At 42.0% G+C, this 19,584-nt stretch carries 14 protein-coding genes; 10 read left to right on the plus strand and 4 right to left on the minus strand.

Annotated features, from left to right (window positions below; genetic code table 11):
• Positions 1-93: 93 nt before the first annotated feature.
• Positions 94-1,224 carry a sodium ion-translocating decarboxylase subunit beta gene (locus J0L60_15730; protein ID MBN8547580.1) on the plus strand — a complete coding sequence of 377 codons (1,131 nt, stop codon included), beginning with the start codon at positions 94-96 and terminating at the stop codon, positions 1,222-1,224.
• Between the two features lie 148 nt (positions 1,225-1,372).
• Here the strand turns inward: J0L60_15730 and J0L60_15735 are convergent, their stop codons facing one another.
• Both J0L60_15735 and J0L60_15740 read right to left on the minus strand, forming a co-directional pair.
• A complete protein-coding gene (locus J0L60_15735; GenBank protein ID MBN8547581.1) occupies positions 1,373-4,429 on the minus strand; it encodes a T9SS type A sorting domain-containing protein in 3,057 nt (1,018 codons plus the stop codon).
• Positions 4,430-4,444: 15 nt separating this feature from the next.
• Positions 4,445-4,876: a hypothetical protein gene (locus J0L60_15740; protein ID MBN8547582.1), complete on the minus strand. Its 432-nt coding sequence runs from the start codon at positions 4,874-4,876 to the stop codon at positions 4,445-4,447.
• Between the two features lie 158 nt (positions 4,877-5,034).
• Here J0L60_15740 and J0L60_15745 point away from each other — a divergent pair, with 158 nt between their 5' ends.
• Together J0L60_15745 and J0L60_15750 are read left to right on the plus strand one after the other, a co-directional pair.
• The gene (locus J0L60_15745; protein MBN8547583.1) at positions 5,035-5,382 is read left to right on the plus strand and encodes a hypothetical protein; all 348 of its coding nucleotides are present in this window, start codon (positions 5,035-5,037) and stop codon (positions 5,380-5,382) included.
• A complete protein-coding gene (locus tag J0L60_15750) occupies positions 5,382-5,636 on the plus strand; it encodes a type II toxin-antitoxin system RelE/ParE family toxin (protein MBN8547584.1) in 255 nt (84 codons plus the stop codon). Before J0L60_15745 ends, J0L60_15750 begins: the two co-directional genes overlap by 1 nt.
• A gap of 106 nt (positions 5,637-5,742) precedes the next feature.
• On the opposite strand, the gene J0L60_15755 is transcribed toward J0L60_15750, so the two are convergent.
• Entirely contained in the window at positions 5,743-8,325 is a 2,583-nt protein-coding gene (locus J0L60_15755) for a T9SS type A sorting domain-containing protein (protein ID MBN8547585.1), read from the minus strand.
• 187 nt (positions 8,326-8,512) lie between these two features.
• On the opposite strand from J0L60_15755, the gene J0L60_15760 reads away from it, so the two are divergent.
• The 5 genes from J0L60_15760 to J0L60_15780 all read left to right on the plus strand — a co-directional run bounded on the left by J0L60_15760 (position 8,513) and on the right by J0L60_15780 (position 16,893).
• Entirely contained in the window at positions 8,513-11,359 is a 2,847-nt protein-coding gene (locus tag J0L60_15760) for a nucleotidyltransferase domain-containing protein (protein ID MBN8547586.1), read from the plus strand.
• Entirely contained in the window at positions 11,359-13,335 is a 1,977-nt protein-coding gene (locus tag J0L60_15765; protein MBN8547587.1) for a DUF2723 domain-containing protein, read from the plus strand. The genes J0L60_15760 and J0L60_15765 overlap by 1 nt, the downstream gene beginning before the upstream one ends.
• Positions 13,336-13,346: 11 nt before the next feature.
• Complete coding sequence (locus J0L60_15770) at positions 13,347-14,375, plus strand: bifunctional phosphoglucose/phosphomannose isomerase (protein MBN8547588.1); 1,029 nt, start codon at positions 13,347-13,349, stop codon at positions 14,373-14,375.
• Between the two features lie 31 nt (positions 14,376-14,406).
• The gene (locus J0L60_15775) at positions 14,407-16,383 is read left to right on the plus strand and encodes an ATP-binding cassette domain-containing protein (GenBank protein ID MBN8547589.1); all 1,977 of its coding nucleotides are present in this window, start codon (positions 14,407-14,409) and stop codon (positions 16,381-16,383) included.
• 309 nt (positions 16,384-16,692) lie between these two features.
• Positions 16,693-16,893 (plus strand): hypothetical protein, encoded by a 201-nt coding sequence (locus J0L60_15780; protein ID MBN8547590.1) that lies wholly within the window; start codon positions 16,693-16,695, stop codon positions 16,891-16,893.
• 19 nt (positions 16,894-16,912) lie between these two features.
• Here J0L60_15780 and J0L60_15785 read toward each other — a convergent pair whose 3' ends face one another.
• Positions 16,913-17,887: an ROK family protein gene (locus J0L60_15785; protein ID MBN8547591.1), complete on the minus strand. Its 975-nt coding sequence runs from the start codon at positions 17,885-17,887 to the stop codon at positions 16,913-16,915.
• Between the two features lie 123 nt (positions 17,888-18,010).
• Between J0L60_15785 and rsmA the strand changes: the two genes are divergently transcribed.
• Entirely contained in the window at positions 18,011-18,790 is a 780-nt protein-coding gene (gene rsmA / locus J0L60_15790; protein MBN8547592.1) for a 16S rRNA (adenine(1518)-N(6)/adenine(1519)-N(6))-dimethyltransferase RsmA, read from the plus strand.
• Between the two features lie 41 nt (positions 18,791-18,831).
• Entirely contained in the window at positions 18,832-19,536 is a 705-nt protein-coding gene (gene ubiE / locus J0L60_15795; GenBank protein ID MBN8547593.1) for a bifunctional demethylmenaquinone methyltransferase/2-methoxy-6-polyprenyl-1,4-benzoquinol methylase UbiE, read from the plus strand.
• Positions 19,537-19,584: the final 48 nt, after the last annotated feature.

Raw genomic sequence — 19,584 nt, forward strand, 5'->3', positions numbered from 1 at the left:
AAAGTGGACTTAAAAATCTTACAGGAGATATTCCCCGGAATATCCACATTATTTACTTCCGATTTGACGATTTCGATCGGAAGAATTTGTTTAATGTTGCTGGGTTTATTGCTCGTTTATCTTGGTAAAAAGGGGGTGCTTGAGCCACTTCTTATGATACCGATGGGCATAGGCATGGCAGCGGTTAACGCTGGAGTCCTGATAATGGGACCCGGAAAAACAGGGAATCTTTTCCTTGATCCGATGGTTTCAGACCCGAAACAATTGATTGATATCCTTCAGATTGACTTTTTACAGCCGATTTATACTCTGACATTCAGCAACGGTCTTATCGCGTGTTTTGTTTTTATGGGAATAGGCGTTCTGCTTGATGTTGGGTTTCTTCTCGCAAGACCTTTCCTTAGTATGTTTCTGGCTGTTTGTGCGGAACTTGGTACATTCCTCACTGTGCCTATCGCAATGGCAATGGGATTGAATGTGAAGGATGCGGCCTCGGTTGCCATGATTGGTGGAGCAGACGGTCCGATGGTACTTTTTACGGCGCTAAAACTTTCACCAAAACTTTTTGTGGCGATCACAGTTGTTGCGTACCTTTACCTGGGTCTGACATATGGAGGATATCCATACCTGATCAAGCTGCTGGTACCGAAAAAGTTGAGGGCGATAAAGATGCCCCCCAAAACAAAGATCAGGCAGATATCAGCTTCGGAAAAACTTTACTTTGCCGTAATTGCCTGTACAATCCTGTGTCTCCTTTTCCCTGTGGCAGCTCCGTTGTTTCTGTCATTGTTTGTGGGTGTTGCTGTAAGAGAAGCAGGACTGAAGCACATAGTTGATTTTATTGCCGGACCTCTTCTCTATGGATCAACTTTTCTGCTGGGACTGTTACTCGGAGTGCTTTGCGATGCTTCATTGATTCTCGATCCACAGATCCTGATCCTTCTGGTTTTGGGCATTATTGCTCTTATACTTTCTGCGGTCGGTGGTCTGATAGGCGGGTACATCATGTATTTTATCACAGGAGGGAAATTCAATCCGGTGATAGGAATTGCCGGTGTAAGCTGTGTACCGACAACAGCAAAAGTTGCTCAGAAATCAGTTCACGAAGCAAATCCTCAATCGATAATACTGCCGGAAGCGATTGGTGCAAACATAAGCGGTGTGATAACATCAGCAATTATTGCAGGTCTATATATCACATTAATCCCGATTTTCTTCAAATAGCAGATCGATACCTTTAAAAAAAAGGCTGCCTGATTTCACAATCAAGCAGCCTTTTTTAATTTTAGATTGAGTATCTGTAAGAATTAAACAATCTGAATTTGATCATTCCAATTCATAACTAATAACTCATAAATCATAACTTGTAATTCTACTTTTGTAGAATCATCTTTACAGTTTGAACTTTACCGCCGGCTTTTATAGTGCAAAGGTAAACACCCGATGCAACTGCACTTCCAAAATCATTCTTGCCGTTCCACTCGTAAGTATATCTTCCGGACTGGTGATAACCATTGGCGATTTCAGCGATTTTCTTGCCGTTTATGTCGTAGATTATCATTGAAACATTTCCTGATTCCGGCAGAGCAAACCTTATCTTTGTGGTTGGATTAAACGGATTCGGGTAGTTCTGTGAGAGCTCGAAGGCAGTCGGAACAGAATTGTCGAAATCGATAATCGCTGTGGGTGACTGAACAGTCGCTCTCATGAAATATGTTTCATTCCATGCAGACCAGGTTGTTCCGTCAAAATCCCAAGCCCGGCTGTTGTTTGTCTGATTGTAACCGAAATTTGGCCTGTTTACACCATCGTAGATCATTCCGATGAAGAAATCATTCGTTACGGTAATGTTCTGTGCCGATGTATTCCATGTGTTCCATCCAGGCACTGTTGATGCTGTTACAGGGTTGTAGTTCACCAGGTCAGCTCCCGGAGCGCCGTTTCCGGCTTTGGTTCTGACGATAGGCTTAAAAGTGGCTGTACCCGCAGTGGTTCCGGTGATATAAAAACTGATTGCCGTCAGTTTTGCGTTGGCAACCGGAGAGGTCATCCTGTTGGCTGATCCCTGACCATTGTTTGGCCAGTTATATCCACTTAGGACGGATCCATTGTCATAGACAAGCTCTGTAATTTGACCTCCCGAACCTCCACCGATGGTTGAAGTCCAGACACTTCTTCCGTGAGTAAAGGCAACAATTTTGTTATCAGAAGCTCTGATTCTTAGATCGGAAACCACCACATTTGGAAGTGAACTTCCGTCCCTGACCCATGAAGTGCCACCATCGGTGGTTGAAAAAACACCGAGGTCTGTGCCTGCAAACAGATTCGAAGTGGAAGCCGGATTAATAGCAAATGAATTAACCGGAATGTTTGGCAGGTTGGATGAGATGTTTGTCCAGGACACACCTGCGTTAGTGGTTTTGTAGATTTTCTGTCCCGAACTGAATCCCGAGAAAGTGGCATAGGCAACATTGCTGTTGGCGGGATCGATCACTACTTTTGTAATGTAGGAAGCAGGAAGTCCTGAATTTCTCAGTGTCCAGCTTGATCCTGCATTTGTTGTTACCTGAACACGCCCGTTTGAAGTACCCACATAAATCACGCTCGAATTTCCTTTTGCAATGGCAAGAGCTGAGATTGTAGCACCACTTCCGCCTGTTCCGTCGCCTGTCAAATCACCAGAAATTGCAGTCCATGAAGATGCAGAATTGGTTGTTCTCCAAACGCGATAAGTACCACCGGCTAATATCTGCGGATTATTAGGATCCATAGTGAAAGGTGAGATAAAGAGAGTTCTGTCAGTTGTCCCATCCCAGAATCCTGAACCTATGGGAATACCGCTCATCGATTTGTTAAAAGAGGCTCCACCGTTTGTTGACTTCAAGAAGCAGAAATTGACATATTCTCCATACATCAGACTCGGGTTGTTATAGTCGATTTCCGTTGCTCCACCATCTCCACCTATAAGTTCACTCCAGGAAGTTCCTGACGAGAAACCAAGGGTACCGTTATCCTGTGTGCCGCCGTAATATTTGGCAAGAGTTGGATGAATTGTACCATAATAGAATTGTGTGATATTCAGGCCATTGTTAAGGGATGTCCATGTACTGCCACTGTTTGTGGTTTTGTAGACACCACCGTCATTCCCCACAATAAGGGTTGAAGAGGATGAAGGGCTGAAAGCGATTGCATGTATATCAGCGTGCATAAATGGTGGTGCGCCTGCCTGTGTGTACCAGTTGGAAATTTGAGTCCATGAAGTACCGCCATTAGTCGTTTTCCAGGCATCAAGACCGGCTGCATAAACAATATTTGCATTTGTTGGATCAATCGCAATAATGTTATTGTACCATGCCTGTCCTGATGTGTAAGTGGTTGCACCCGAGAAAGCAGGACCAGGAATCGTAACGCTCGACCAGTTTGTCCCTTTGTCGGTGGACTTCGAAAATACTCCGCACTCGTTCGTGCTTAGATTATGCCCTGAAATGTAAACTGTCGATGGGGATGATTTCGAGACACCTATTTCATATCTGCCGATACCTGATTGAGTAAAGACCTGCGACCAGTTTGCACCTGCATCGGTTGATCTTCTCACATTTGCCTGCGAAAAATGTCCAAATGAGGCATAGATAGTGGTTGGTGAAGTGGCAGCTATTTCAAGGTCCATACACCTTGCGACATTAATAATTTTGGAAAACGAAGTGCCTCCATCAGTCGATTTTAAGAGTCCGCCACCTGTTGCAGCCCAAAGGGTGTTAGTGGTTCCGTCAAATTCAAGTTTGTTGACATAGTAGAAATCGGAATTGGTAGTGGAACTCAACCTGTTCCATGTGGCACCGGCGTCGGTGGTTTTGAAGATTCCCTCGCCCCTGATTGCATCCGCGTTAAAAAAGCCTTCACCGGTTCCGGCATAAATGATATTCGGGTTGGAAGGGTCCATAACGAGAGCACAAACTGCGATATTTTCCATCTGGTCTTTTAGAGCAGTCCAGGATGTGCCTCCATTGGTGGTTTTCCAGACGCCCCCGCCCACGGCACCGATGTAAATAATTGATGCATTATTAGGATTTATCACGACAGCCCTTACCCTGCCTCCGATGTTGCCGGGTCCGACTTCTGACCAGGAAAGTTCCGTGGAATTGTCAGAATTGTCGGGTCTTGTGTTGTATCGGTCAATGTGTTGAAGAGCTTCTTCACGCCAGTTTTCGGGAATCGATCCAGTGGCTGATTTTCTCTGCTCGATGAACCATTTCATTGCCTCGTCAGGGGAGCCATAGTTCAATTTGGCATTTTTCTTCTTATCAATTTTATACTGTAAATAGTCCTCCATCGTCACTACACCAGAATGCTCCGTGGCATACACGAAGGCAAAAACGAGCAGGATTGTGATAGAGATAGAAGACACAAGATATTTGGATAAATTTTTCATTTTATTGTCCGGTTTTTATTTTAAAACTCTGTGGAGTATCCACTTTGTATCGCTAAGGAAGAACTCTATTTTGACTTTGTCACCGGCTTTTTTCTTCGCGAAGTCCTTTAATGCCTGATTTTCGTCGTTATTGATGAGTTCCTTGTTTTCTCCAAGTCTGAAGTTGGGAAAAATTTCATATTGTCCATTCATTTCTGCGATGCTTGGATATGCATCATCCGCAAATATTTTTGTGACAGCAATTTTTGCAGTGTAGTCAGTTTCACTTTTTACATTCATACTCAAAACCTGCACCTCAGCAACAGTTTTGTTTGTCTGGATGGTTGTGGGCTGGTTTGGGGGATTATTTTTATTGGATGTGTCGCCGGATTCTTTGTTCGAACAATTGCAACAACCATAGAAAAAGAATACGATAAAAAGGATTGGAAGTGATTTGATTATTTTCATAAGATATTCCTCGATTAATTTTGGTAATATAAGATTATTTTTTGTCAATTTGTGCATGAAAATTAAGGCAGATGATTTAAATCATATCAAAAAGCGACTGATGCAAATATCATAAACTTGATTAGTTAACATTTAACACGGCGAGAATAAGGAAGTCGATGATAGAAGTAAATATTCACTTGTATTTAATGGATTCAAGTTATATATTTCAAATGCATTTTGATAAAAGTCAGATTAATTATTTTATCAGATTTAATCAAGTATCGAGTCTAATTTCGTGTCAAACAATCATGAAAAAAGGTGCAAAATTGTCAACTCTCCGAACAAATGAAAAAATATTTTACGGTAAAAACGGCAAACCTGAAACGGTTTTGCTTGATTACAAGGTCTATACTGAGATGCTTGAACTAATTGAAGATTCAAAGTGTGTGAAAATCATTCAAGAAAGAGATAAAGAACCAAATATTGACGAGAAAGATTTTTCCCGCAAATTTGGATTGGATTAATGTATACACTGGAATTCAAAAGTTCAGTTGAAAAGGATTTTAGAAAGATCCCAAAAACACAGTTAGTGAAAATTTGGACTGAGATTCAAAAACTGAAAGATGACCCGAGACCAAAAAACTCCCGTAAACTGGCTGGTACAGAATCGGATTATCGTATTCGGATCGGTGATTACAGAGTTGTTTATCAAATAGTTGATGATTCAAAGCTTGTTGTAATTTTTGCTACAGCACACCGAAAAGACATTTACAGATAAATAATCACTGTATCTAATAAAACGATCTACCCTCCCTGTAAGCTAATCATAAAAAGGCTGCCCTTTTGAGACAGCCTTACAAATATTCGACTAAAGCAAATTCTGTTTATTTACTTAAAATCATTTTTACTGTTTTCTGGTTGTTACCTGAGACAAGTCTGCAGAAATAAATTCCCGAACTTACAGGTTTCCCGAAAGAATCCGATCCGTTCCAGTCAACTTCATATGAACCTGCATTCATCGAAGAGTTGTGGAGTGTAGCAATTTCCTTCCCTTGCAGATCATAAACCTTAATGGTTACAACTCCCGCAACAGGGACAGAGAATCTGATTTTTGTGGACGGATTAAAAGGATTCGGATAATTCTGTAAAAGATTGAAGTCAACAGGATTATTTCCAAGTTCCTTAATGGAAGTGGCAGCAGCAGGGGTCGACCAGGTTCCTCTTCCATGTGTATGAACGAATATCTTGTCGTCTGAAGCTCTGTAATCCATATCAAAAATGGCAACATTGGGGAGACTCAAGCCATCTCTGTACCATGTTGTTCCACCATCGGTGGTTGTGAAAACTCCAAGGTCAGTACCGGCAAAAACTGCCTCGGTACGGGTTGGAACAACCAGAAGTGAATTCACAGGGATATTGGGCAGATTTCCTGAAATGTTAGTCCAGGTCGAACCATAGTCGGTAGTCTTGTAAACTTTAGTTCCCGCTGCAAAACCGGAATATGAGATATATGCTGTAGCTTCACTTGCCGGATCAACTACTATCCTGGTCGCATACGCAGTCGGGAGACCGTTGTCTCTGATATTCCATGAGGCGCCACCGTTCGTTGTTACCTGAACTCTGCCGTTGGTACAACCGATATATATAACATCTGAATTGCCTTTTGCAACTGCAAGTGTGGAGATTGATCCGCCTTCTGTACCCGTACCGTCACCTGTGAGATCACCTGATATGGCTGTCCAACTGGTTGCCTGATTTGTAGTTCTCCAAACTCTGTAAGTGCCACCCAATAAAATATGGGGGTTGTTCGGATCCATAACAAAAGGAGTTATGAAAAGGGTTCTGTCAGTAGTACCATCAAAAGTTCCGGGTCCAACAGGAATACCGCTCATCGATTTTACAAAATTAGCACCACCATCGGTTGATTTATAGAAACAGAAATTGGTGTACTCGCCATAGACAAATTCCGGGTTGTTGTAATCGACTTCAGTAGCTCCACCGTCACCTCCGATGATTTCTTTCCAGTTGGTTCCTGTTTCAGAAACAAGAGTACCATTATCCTGGGCACCACCATAAAAGATGTTTTGAGTCGGGTGAACTGCACCATAATAAAATTGTGTGATTGCGAGGTTATTGTTCAATGCTTCCCATCCGGCACCTCCGGCGAAACTTCTGTAAACTCCGCCATCATTTCCGACATAAACTGTATTGGCATTTAGAGGATTAAAAGCAATAATATGATGGTCAGCATGTGCGAAGATAGGGTTGGTTCTTTCGGCATCCCACTGAGAAATCTGTTCCCAGCTTGTTCCGCCATTCGTAGAGCCAAACATGTCGAGGCCCGCGGCATAGACGATGTCAGGATTGGTCGGGTGTACAGCGAGAATGTTGTTGTACCATGCCTGTTGACCCGTGTAGGTAGGGTCTCCCGAAGCAGTTGGTCCTGGTATTGTAACATCATTCCATGATGAACCACCATCGGTTGTTTTAACTAAAGCAGCACACTGGTTTGTTGTAAGATTCTGACCGGAGGCATAGGCAATCATTGGATTGGAGGGAGCAATGGCAACTACAATTCTTCCGACTCCCGAGCGTGTGAAGGAAGGAGAGAAAGATTCACCACTGTTCGTTGAGACGAGAACTCTTCCTTGCTGGCTTAACCCCTGAGCAACAAAAATGTTTGATCCTTTTATGGCAAGATCAGTAACATTTGAATTGTCGCCGAGTGATCTAGGCTGAAAGCTGCCTCCACCATCTGTCGAGTAGAAGAGACCCGCTCTGGTAGCTGCCCACAGACGCCCGTTTGAAGGGTCTATTGAAACTTTATTGACAAAATAAAAATTCTCATTCATTGTTGAACCAAGCTGTGTCCATGAAGCTCCACCATCGGTGGTCTTAAAAATTCCTTCACCTTGGAGTGCATCAACATTGAAAAAACCTTCGCCTGTTCCTGCATACAAAACATCAGAATTGGCAGGATCTATGCACAGAGCGTTTACTGCAAGATTCTCCATCAGGTCTTTTAAGGGAGTCCAGCTTGCACCGGCATCAGTGGTTTTCCAGACACCACCGCTGGCAGCACCAATAAAAATTGTGTTCGTATCCGTCGGGTGAATCACCATTGCCCTTATTCTGCCTCCGATGTTACCCGGACCGTGGGCTGTCCAACTAAATGCTTCAGTCGTCAGCGGATTTAGATTGAATTTCTCGATATGCTTAAGTGCATTCTCTCTCCAATCGACGGGAATGGAGCCGGTGGCTGACTTCCTTTGTTCGACATACCATTTTATGGCTTCGTCAGGCTGGTCATAACTCATTTTTGATGGTTGCTTTTTCTTCTCGATTTTGAATTTCAAGAAGGCGTCTTTTGTGTAAAAGCCATCTGCCTGATTCGCAGTTTTGAAGGTTATCACAGTAAGAACTGAGATAAGAAGGATAGAAAAAAATGAAAAAGTATTGAGTTTCATTTGACACTCCATGATTGTTTAATACTGATCACGCATAATCCCGGTGAGGTATTATATATTTATTTGTAAACTTTGGGGTTGGGTTCGGATTCAGTAATATTAAAAAAGTAACACCTCTAAATATAACAATAATTTAAATAAACCGTACATTTAGTTTTAATTTTTTTTCAACTTTTGAAGTTTTGATTTGGCACTCTCGGAAGAGTTTAATTTACGGTTGTTCGAACTTGTCTCCGGATATCTCCCTTCAGGGGAAATCGGGCAGTTGTCTGAGCTAATACACAAAGAGACAGTAAAGCACCACTTCCACAGGGGATGTGAGAATAATTTCTTAAAAATTTTGGAAAGCAGTTTTAACAAGGCAGCACTTGCCAGGGATTTGATAAAATTCCCTCAGCAACTTGAAGTTATTGTTTCCGTGGCAGCCAACAGTAACTATCTTTCTGATGTGCTGGTTAGAAATCCCGAATTCCTTTACCGGATATTTGATCCCACACATCTGGAATCCCGCCTTGAAAGAAACCTTTTCAGAGAGACGGTTTTTGATTCAGTTCTTAAGCAGAAATCTTTCGACCATAAAGTACGCAGAATAAAAACCTTCAAACGACAGGAAATCCTCTCGACGGGTGTTAAAGACCTGATTGGATATATCGATCTAAAGCGGGCTACAGAGGAACTGTCAAACATGGCTGCCGTTCTGGGTGAGGCTTTGTTTCTTTGTTGTTTTGAAAAGGTATTGAAGAAGTATGAAATTGATAACATCGGTTTTCCGGAACTTGCCGGGATCAGGAAGGTTGATAAAAAAGATGAAGAACTGTTCTCCGGGTTGACGGATTATGCAGTTATCAGTCTCGGAAAACTTGGCGGAAGTGAGCTTAACTACAGTTCCGATATCGATTTGATTGTAATATTTAATGATAATTTTCGTCTTCCCAATGGACGGGAATATTTCGAACTGCTGAATGAAACAATAATCCTGTTTACGGAATCGGCAGTCACCGTTACAGATTCGGGTTACCTTTTCAGAGTGGACTTCAGATTGCGACCCGACGGGCATGCTGCTCCTCTTGCAAGAACTTTGCGCGATACCATCCTTTACTATGAGACACGGGGAGAGAACTGGGAGCGGCAAATGCTGATTAAAGCGGGATATTTTTGTGGAAGTCAGGAGCTTTATCAGCGCTTTATTGATTCTGTTACACCTTTTATTTATCCGGCATCTTTCTACTCTTCGCCAAAAGAGCAGGTCGCGCGACTAAGAAACACGATGCTAAGAACGATTGGCGACGATAAAAACATTAAGTTGTTCAAAGGAGGAATCAGGGACATAGAATTTGGAGTGCAGGCTCTTCAACTCCTGAACGGAGGTAAAAACAAACAATTGAGGACTGGGAATAGCCTGAGGGCGATCTCCGGGTTGCAATCGTCCAAAATCCTCACAGAAAAAGAGGCAACCTTACTAACAGATGCATACATATTTTACAGGAAGATCGAACATTATCTTCAATTGATGAATGACAGGCAGACTCATATAATTCCCGATGAAGGTGATTTGCTGCAAAGCCTCTCGAGATTTCTTGGATTCTATCATGTCGATGCCTTTAATGCAAAACTCTCCGCATACCGCAAGGAGGTCAGGAGCATTTACGAATCGATTATCGGGCTTGACGAAACGGACCCCAAACCGGCAATTGATCTGTCTTTCTTTAGAGATGAAGCAAAAGCGAAAAAGAATCTTCTCTTTTTGAAGGAAGGTAAGGGGTTGATTGAGATAAAGGAATTTGACTCGCGAACTACTGCTTTGTTTCTCGAGATTGAACAAAAGCTTCTTTTCCTTCTCTCGGGGCGGAAATACCCTGACAATGCTCTTTCAAATCTTGCCAAGGTTATTCAGCGGAGTGCATTGCCGTCATACTGGTATGAGGCAATGAAGGACGAGTTCCTGATGGATTGCGTCCTCAACTTGTGTGAATACTCTGATTATGCCATAAATTTATTGACAGAGGATCATTCGCTTAAGGAATTGATCTTTTCAGGGAAAATTTTTGAAAAGATAGATCCTGAATCCGACTATGGTCTGAATACCAAAGCGATACTTTTCCTCTCCGCTTCCCAGTTTTTTCTTGGGTTCATAGATGAGGCAGAAGCGTCGCAACACATTTCTGATACCATCAGACTTAAGGTGGAAAAACTTCTAAAAGAATCATCACGGGGAAAAAGCGGATTTTTTGTTGCCATCGCGGGAAGTTTTTCTCTCGGGGAGATGCACCTTTTTTCCGATGTCGATTTAATAGTGGTCTGTGATGACATGACCTCGCATCCCGAAATGGAGGAGTGGTTCATTAAGTTGCTGGCAAATATAAGGGAAGAATTGTCTCCACTTACTGCCGATTGCAGGCTCAGACCCGAAGGAAAATCGGGACAGCTCGTTTGGGACATTAAAGCTTACGAGAACTATTTCAGAAAGAGGGTTCAGATATGGGAGTTGCAGTCGCTAACCAAGATTTCCTTTCTGTACGGTGATGAAGATTTATATTCTAAATTTATCGGTCTGTTTCTTGAAAAGGTTGCGTGCCTCGATAAAGAGACACTTCGAAAAGAAATTTACGAGATGAGAAGAAAACTTTATCCGGCCTCGTTTAGCGGACTAAATAACCTCCCCGATCTCATAAAAGGGAGAGGTGGTGTTACTGACATTGAATTTATTTCTCAATACCTCTTACTTTTGGATTCGAATTTTCTAAAATTATTCATGGGAAAAGGTAACCGACGGGTACTCGCAGCACATCACACATCTGCAACTTTGGAGATCGAGATGATGCAAAACCTTCTGGAGGGATTTGACTTCCTCAGAAAGACAAGACTCGCTGTCGAAGTAATGTACCAGACAAGTAACAATCTTCTTCCACCAAAGGTGAAAGGGGATAAGCTGTTTAGGTTCCTGGAATTCGGCTCATATGAAGAATTGTATAATATCGTTCAAACATCGCTTAAAAAGAACAATGAAATCTTTCAAAAATTGCTTAAAGGTTAATGGAAACAGTTAAAAAATTCTACGCCTCCATCACAACGGTTGTTGTATTCCTCGTCTATTATTCAACAATGGCTCCCTCCGTTCTTCAGATAGACACCGGAGAACTTGCTGCGGCTCAGGCTTTGGCAGGGATTGCACATCCAACCGGATATCCACTATTTACCATGCTCGGGTGGCTTTTCGCATCGATACCCCTGCCTTTTTCGGTGATTTACCAACTTAATCTTTTCGCAGCGATTGCTACCTCGATCGGTGTTTATTTCTTCATAAAGAGTCTGGGTTACATTCTTCTGAATTTCTCTGTTTTTGAAAATTTTGCAAAGACAAGAAAATCAGGCAAAAGCAAGTCTTCACGCAAAAATGAGAAATCGAAGCAGGTGGAAGTGCAGAGTGAAGAGCCCGCAAAATCAGGGTTCACATCGAATGAAATTTTGCTTTTTTCGATTCTTGGTGGATTAATCCTTGCATTTGGGAAAACTGTCTGGTTCCAGAGCACATCAGTTGAGGTATATTCACTTCATTTGGCGTTGATTTCCGGAGCCTTATACACACTTTTGAGGGCCTTTACTTTGAGTTCAAAAGTTCGCGTTGATGGGAGCAATACCGGGTTCATTTTACGGAAAGAGATACCCTGGCTTGTTTTTGCAGGTGCTCTGGCTCTTTCATTCTCAAATCATATGACAACTCTTTTGATAATTCCGGCAACGGCTTATCTGTTTTTTGTAAGATTTAAATTACAGAAAGAGGGATTCATCACACTTGGGAAAATGCTTGCTCTGTTTTTCCCTCTGTTGATATTGCTGTATGCCTACCTTCCAATAAGGGCGGCTATGAATCCCGAAATCAACTGGGGAAATCCTGTAGATCTGGAACGAATTCTTAGACATGTTTCCGGTAAGCAATATCAGGTCTGGCTTTTCAGTTCATCGGCGGCAGCGGCAAAAAATTTCTCAAAGTTCTTTTCGGGACTCCCGGCAGAGTTCTACCTTTCACTTTTTGCTGCAATTCTTGGAATTGTTTACCTGTTAAAAAGATCTTCAAAGCTCCTGATAACTTCACTTTTACTGATTTTTGGTACAGTACTTTATGCAATAAACTATGATATCGTCGATCTCGAATCATATTTCCTTCTTGCCTATGTCGGGATATCACTTTTGGCAGTATTTGGGATCATTTGGTTGCACGAGAAAACTTCGGATATAAAGAAGACAGCGACTCTCGGGGCTGTTTTGGTTTTGGTTCAGGTTGGATTTACATATAGTTCCGTAAATCAAAGCAATAATCTGATCTTCGAACAGTATACAAAAGCGATTCTGGATAAAGCTCCGAAAAACTCTCTTATATTCAGTTATCAGTGGGACTATTTCCTTTCCGCCTCATATTATTTTCAGCATGTTGAAGGGCTTCGGAAGGATGTGGCGGTGATCGACAAGGAATTGCTCAGAAGATCATGGTATTATAACCAGTTAAATACATGCTACCCGTGGCTGACGGCATCGTATAAACCCGAAGCGGATGTCTTCCTAAGGGAAGTGGTACCGTTTGAGAAGGAAATCCCGTATGAAGCTCAAATAATTGAGAAAGCATACAGGGATGTAATTCTGGCGATACTTCTGAAAAACATGAAGGACAGACCCGTATTCCTCGCTCCCGAACTCGTTGATAAAGAACTTGCGAACAAGGAATTTGAATTGCCGCCAAATATTAAACTTGTGCCCGACCTCTTCTTTTTCCGTCTGACTGATAAAGACGAGTACATTCCGGCTCCTGATCCTGATTTTACATATCATACAGGTGGTGTGGATAATATATACACAGAGCAGATTCGTTTATTGACGGGTGCCATGCTATTAAGAAGAGCGCAGTATGAACTCTCTTACAACAAAAAAGAGAGGGCAAAAGTCTATATTGATAAAGTGATTAAAGATTTCCCGGGAACTCAGGTTCCCCCCGAATTCATGGAAAAATTAAAATAGAAAGAAGCAAAATGTTAGAATTAATTAAAAAATTAGATCCGACAAACCAGTTCGAGGTTTTGTTAAACTCTTATAAACAAATTGAAAACGCTCTCGAAAACGAGTTCGATATAAATCTTGATGTGTCGCGTATTAAAAAGATTGTCATTTCAGGTCTTGGTGGCTCTGCCATCGCCGGTGATGTTTTCTCGTTATGGGCAAAGGATGAGCTAAAAGTGCCCTTGTTTGTGAACAGAAACTACGGAGTTCCAAACTTTACTTCGGCTGATACACTTGTGATTTGTTCCTCTTACTCAGGTTCAACGGAAGAGACTCTTTCAGCTTATGTGGCAGCCGGTGAAAAAGGAGCAAAGCGGGTTTGTCTTACCACAGGCGGGACTCTGAAGGTATGGGCTGAAAGGGATGGAGTAACTGCCGTTCCGCTGATGCCCGGCTTTCAACCGAGGTTCGCTCTCTACACTTCATTTTTTAATATTCTAAATCTCTTTTCAAAACTCGGCCTGGTTAAGAAGGATGATGAACTTGTTGCAAGAATTGTGGAGAGATTGAAAAAGAAAGGCGAAGAGTTCTCGCAACCCGGAAATTCTGCTTACTCTATCGCTGCCGAGGTTAACGGAAAACTTCCTTTAATTTACTCTGCTGCAGGTGTTACTGATTCGGTTGGTACCAGATTAAAAGGTCAGTTTAACGAGAACGGTAAAACTCACGCATTTCACAATATTTTCCCCGAAATGAATCACAATGAAATTATCGGATGGGAAACCTACGGTGTAATTAATGAGTCATATTTTGTATTTGAAGTGCTGGATGATACAATCCACCCCCAAATCAGAAAACGATTCGAAGTATTCAATGAGATTCTCGGTAAACTTAAAGTTCCCGTTGTCATGATTCAGAGCAATCTTCCGACATATCAGGAGAGACTGTTCGATATGATTTACTACGGTGACTGGATCACCTACTACAGGGCAATCGTGTGGGGAAAAGACCCAGTTGAAATTGATTACATACATTTATTAAAAGAAAGACTTAAACAGTAACAGTTCGTGAAACTGGAACTTATTAAAAAATATGATAGATATAGTTAATCTCTCCCTGCAGTTTGGCGGGAAATACCTTTACAAGGATGTTAATTTTAAAATTAATGCCGGTGATAAGATATCTCTTGTTGGTTCAAACGGTACGGGAAAATCATCACTCCTCAAGATGTTGAATGGATACATCGAGCCTGAAAAAGGGGATATTTTCAAAAGGAAGAATATTGCCATTGGCTATCTTCCTCAGGAGAATGTAACCCACAAGGGGAGAACTCTCCTCGAGGAGGCTCTCGCCGGTGTTCCCAATTTGAAGGAACTGCAGGAAAAAGAAGCTGAAATAACCTCCTTGTTAAATGATCCCGAATCTGATCCCGCTGAAAGGGACGGACTTGTTGAGCAGCTCGGAGAAATTCATCTGAGGCTCGAGGAGATCGATTCCTATTCCGCAGAGGCAAGAGTTGAAAAGGTTTTGCTGGGTCTTGGATTCCAGATGAGTGATTTTGAAAAACTCACCGATCATTTTTCCGGTGGCTGGCAGATGAGAATTGCCCTCGCCAAGATGCTTATCGCTGAAAACGATCTTTTGATGATGGATGAGCCTACAAACCATCTCGATATCGACTCCCTCGAATGGCTGACAGGTTTCCTCAAGACTTTCAAAGGTGCACTATTGCTGGTCTCTCACGACCGCCGTTTTGTGAATGCGGTTACGAACAAAACTCTTGAGATTTTCATGAACGATTTCTCGGTTTTTAACGGCAATTTCGATCACTATTTGAAAGCAAAAGCTGAACGGGATGAGCGCCTTGAACATGAGTATGATCAGCAACAGAAAAGAATGAAAGAAATTCAAAGTTTTGTTGATCGTTTCAGATACAAATCTTCCAAAGCGAAGCAGGTGCAAAGCCGGGTGAAGATGCTGGAAAAATTTGATAAAATCGATCTTCCTGACTTTGAGAAAGGTATTGCTTTTAAATTCCCGGAACCTCCAAAAACTGCACAGATTGTATATGAATTAAAAAATATCACAATGAGGTTTGGAGATAATCTGGTTCTTGATAAAATCGATTTACGGGTCGAAAAAGGTGACAAGATTGCGTTTGTGGGTCCCAACGGTGCGGGAAAGTCAACTCTCTCAAAGATTATTGCATCCGTTCTGAAACCAACTTCAGGTGAAAAAATATTGGGTTACAACACTTCGATAGCATGGTTTTCACAGGAGCAGAGCGAGGTACTTGATCCCGAGCTCGATGTCCTTGAAACAATTGCATCTGAATCAGGTGACATGACACTTCCCCAAATCAGGGCTCTTGCAGGTTCATTCCTTTTTACGGGTGATGATGTTTTCAAGAAAGTCGGGGTTCTCTCGGGTGGTGAAAAAAGCAGGGTGGCGCTTGCACTTCTTCTGTTGAAGAAAGCCAACCTTTTGATTCTGGATGAACCTACGAACCATCTTGACTACACCAGTAAGCAGGTTTTGCAGAATGCACTTGTAAAATTTTCAGGTTCTCTGATAATTGTTTCCCATGATGTCGATTTCCTTCAGCCGATCGTGAACAAGGTTGTTGAAATCAGAAGAGGCTCTTTCAAAATCTTCCCGGGTACGATTGAATATTATCTCCGCAAGAGAGGTGAAGAGATGATGGAGAGGGACAACCTCTCAGGACGGACAGGAAGTGTCAAGACGGAAGATTCCGCTGCTGTAAACCGAAAAGACCAAAAGCGACTCGAAGCTGAATTAAGAAACCGCCGCTATAAGGCAACGAAGCATATCAATGATAAAATAGAAAAAATTGAATCAGAGATTGCTTCACTTGAGAAGAAGGTCCAGGAGTGTGAAATGGAGATGGAAAAACCTGGTTTCTTCGACAATGCCCGTGAAGCTATGCAGAAAACAAATCAGTATCAGCAACTCAAGGAAGATATCGAAAAGAAAACCGCCAAATGGGAAGCCCTTCAGTTTGAACTGGAAGAAATTGAGAAAGCTATTGACTCAGCTATGAACTATTAGCTGACTTTTTCGGGACGCAGATACACGCAGAGGGGATGGTTACACGGATATCACGGATTTAACACGGATACCACGGATGGGGAATGGTTCCACGGGTATTACGGATTTCCACGGACATACGAAAAACCCTGATTTCGGAAAAGGAGCGACAATCGTCTCGATTGTCCTGTCGACAAGTGAAACCCTTGTAGAGACATCCTTTTTGAACACGATAATCAAGATTAGAAAGGATGCGTTAAAGGAGCCCTTGTGGCGACATATGGGTAGAAATTCGAGAGACCACATTTTACTGAGCCCTTGTGGCGACATATGGGTAGAAATCTGCAATCATCAATAAAAGTATCGGAAGGACAATCGAGGACGATTGTCGCTCCTCTTCAGATTACCGGAAATTCGCGACAGGCAGGGAAATCAAACTTCAGAGATTCATCCTTCAACTCTCATACTTCAGAAATTCGTCCTTCAGAAATTCATCATTCATCCAAAATCAAAACAGCCAATAGTTCATAGTTAATAGCTAATAGCTATCTTAAACTTTAATCCCTAAAAACTCCTCGGTCAACACAAGCCCGCCATAAATTGCAGCATCGTCTCGGAGATTCGTACCAACAATGGAAACGCACTTCGCAGCATCGGCAATTGAATATTTGAAGAAAGTGTTTTGGATTTTCGGGAGCATGAAATTTTCATTTGCTTCCATCATGCCGCCACCGAGGATGATGAGTTCAAAATTCATCAGGTTGTTAATTCCTGCGAGGACTCTTCCAATTGTTTTGCACGATTGGTTCACGGTTTTTACTGCAAGTTTGTCACCTGCTTCGAGAGCTTTGAAGAGAGCCTTGCTTTTAATTTCCTTGTTTTTGTCGATTCTCTCTTTTAGAACGCTCTGTTTCCCTTTTTTGATTTCTGAGACTATTTGTCTTACAACAGCGGTTCTGCTTGCCAAAGCTTCGAAACAACCGACTTTTCCGCAGCCGCACTTCGGACCTTGTTCGTGAACATTAATATGTCCGATCTCACCGGCGACCCATCCTGAACCACGGTAGATTTTTCCGTCGATGATTAATCCGCTTCCAATACCCGTACCGATAAAAACCACGAGAACATTCTTTTTCCCTTTTGCAGCACCGTAAGCAAGTTCGCCGGCAGCAGCAAGGTTCACATCATTTTCGATAAGGACCGGGTAGGGGAGTCTGTTGTTCAGATGTTCTTTCACATTGTAGTTTTTCAATCCGAGATTGGGAGCCATTCCGATAATTCCGGTTTCTATGTTTACAGATCCCGGAATACCGACAGCTATGGAGGCAACCTGTTCGGGTGTGATGCCTGACTGTTGAATCACCTCATTGGTCAAATCGACGAGAGAACCGGAGAAAGACTCGTGCGAGTTGTTCTCGGGGGTTTGTTTTTTTAGGCTTGAAATTATTCCTTGGGCTGAGTTGACGACAGAAGCGAGTTTTTTGGTGCCGCCAACATCAAGACTTACGACAAATTTCGGTTCCACAATGTGTCCTTTTTAATAATGGAAATGGTCTGACTTGAAAGTCATCTAATATTAGTAAGTTTCAGTCTCATTTTACAAAATTCTGAATCTAAAAATATAAAATTAATAGAACCCGCAAAACATTTGAAGCCACTAAAAAGATTTGGTCAGAATTTCCTGACAGACCCGCACTATATAAACAAGATTGTTGATTCATTTTCCCCCCAAAAAAATGACACTATCCTTGAGATCGGTCCCGGCAAAGGAGCGATCACTGAAAAACTTCTTGCTGAATGCGAAAATCTTCGAGTGGTCGAGATTGATACCCGTGCTATCGAACTTCTGAAAGTAAAATTTCCGTCACTTCAAATTATTGAAGGAGATTTTATGGAAGTGAATATCAGGGAAGTGGCGGGGAATGATAAAATCCGGGTAATCGGCAACATCCCATACAATATCACAACTCCCATAATTTTCAAGTTGCTGGAAGAACGAGATGTCTTAAAGGATGTGATGCTGATGGTACAGCTTGAAGTGGCGAAAAGAATAACCGCGCCACCCGGAAACAAGGAATATGGAATATTAAGCGTTGTTCTTGGCGTGTATGCAACTCTGGAATATCATTTCAAAGTACCTTCAACGGTATTTTTCCCAAAACCAAAAGTGGATTCGGCTATTATTTCACTACATTTCAACAAAGACGAATCGCTGATTAAAGATCACAAACTTTTCAGAAGGGTAGTCAGAACCGCTTTTAACCAGAGGCGAAAGACACTTCGAAACGCTCTTTCTCCGGTTTTATCGGAAATGAAGGTTGATTATACACCCCCCGTTGACCTTGGTTTGAGAGCTGAACAGCTTACTATCCCGGATTTTATCGGACTTTCCAACTCCCTTTGCGGGAATTTTGAAACAGATTCGTGATTTTGTTTGTTATCATTTTATAATTATTAATTTGAGCAAGAATGTCAACCTCCTTATTCGCAAAAGAAGAAAAGAAAATTGAAGTAAAAAAAATGTTTGACTCGATAGCCTCGCGCTACGACCTTCTGAACAGGGTTTTGAGCGCCGGTGTCGATAAATACTGGAGAAAAAAGGCTCTGAAGCTTAGCAAACTCGACGGAAATTCGGTTCTCCTTGATATGGCGTGTGGTACGGGTGATGTGGCGATCCAAGCGCGAAAATATGGAGTAACAAAGATTTACGGTGCAGATTTCTCCTACAACATGCTCACACTCTTCAATAAAAAAGTTGACTGGATAAATAAAAAGAATTTTCAGACCGCAGCCGAATTTATACCCCTTAAGGCTGATTCGGTAACAAATGTAACAGTTGCATTTGGTGTAAGAAATTTCTACGATATCCCGCTGGCATTCAAAGAGTTCAACCGGATAATTAAAAAAGGTGGGCGGGCAACGGTACTCGAATTCGCAATGCCAAAAAACAGATTCTTCAAAGCGATCTACAAATTCTACTTCAAAAATGTACTTCCATTGGTGGGTAAAATGGTCTCGGGTCATCCCATGGCTTACGACTATCTGCCCGACTCCGTAGAAGATTTCGACAAAAATGTCGATCTCGTCAAACTCTTCAAAGAAGCCGGATTCTCAAAAGTTGACCGTCATCTTTTTACTTTTGGTATAGTGCAGGTAGTGATAGCAACGAACTAGCTATGAGGTATTAACTATGAACTATGAGCTGTCTTATTTTAAGAAAAT

Source organism: Ignavibacteria bacterium, assembly GCA_017302895.1.
Taxonomy (GTDB): Bacteria; Bacteroidota; Ignavibacteria; order Ignavibacteriales; family Ignavibacteriaceae; genus UTCHB3.

Bases quoted from the DNA above. Each gene is read 5' to 3' on its own strand.
- J0L60_15730 (MBN8547580.1), top strand. From the start codon at position 94: ATGTTGCTGGGTTTATTGCTCGTTTATCTTGGTAAAAAGGGGGTGCTT.
- J0L60_15735 (MBN8547581.1), bottom strand. From the start codon at position 4,429: ATGAAAAATTTATCCAAATATCTTGTGTCTTCTATCTCTATCACAATC.
- J0L60_15740 (MBN8547582.1), bottom strand. From the start codon at position 4,876: ATGAAAATAATCAAATCACTTCCAATCCTTTTTATCGTATTCTTTTTC.
- J0L60_15745 (MBN8547583.1), top strand. From the start codon at position 5,035: ATGATAGAAGTAAATATTCACTTGTATTTAATGGATTCAAGTTATATA.
- J0L60_15750 (MBN8547584.1), top strand. From the start codon at position 5,382: ATGTATACACTGGAATTCAAAAGTTCAGTTGAAAAGGATTTTAGAAAG.
- J0L60_15755 (MBN8547585.1), bottom strand. From the start codon at position 8,325: ATGAAACTCAATACTTTTTCATTTTTTTCTATCCTTCTTATCTCAGTT.
- J0L60_15765 (MBN8547587.1), top strand. From the start codon at position 11,359: ATGGAAACAGTTAAAAAATTCTACGCCTCCATCACAACGGTTGTTGTA.
- J0L60_15770 (MBN8547588.1), top strand. From the start codon at position 13,347: ATGTTAGAATTAATTAAAAAATTAGATCCGACAAACCAGTTCGAGGTT.
- J0L60_15775 (MBN8547589.1), top strand. From the start codon at position 14,407: ATGATAGATATAGTTAATCTCTCCCTGCAGTTTGGCGGGAAATACCTT.
- J0L60_15780 (MBN8547590.1), top strand. From the start codon at position 16,693: ATGGGTAGAAATCTGCAATCATCAATAAAAGTATCGGAAGGACAATCG.
- ubiE (MBN8547593.1), top strand. From the start codon at position 18,832: ATGTCAACCTCCTTATTCGCAAAAGAAGAAAAGAAAATTGAAGTAAAA.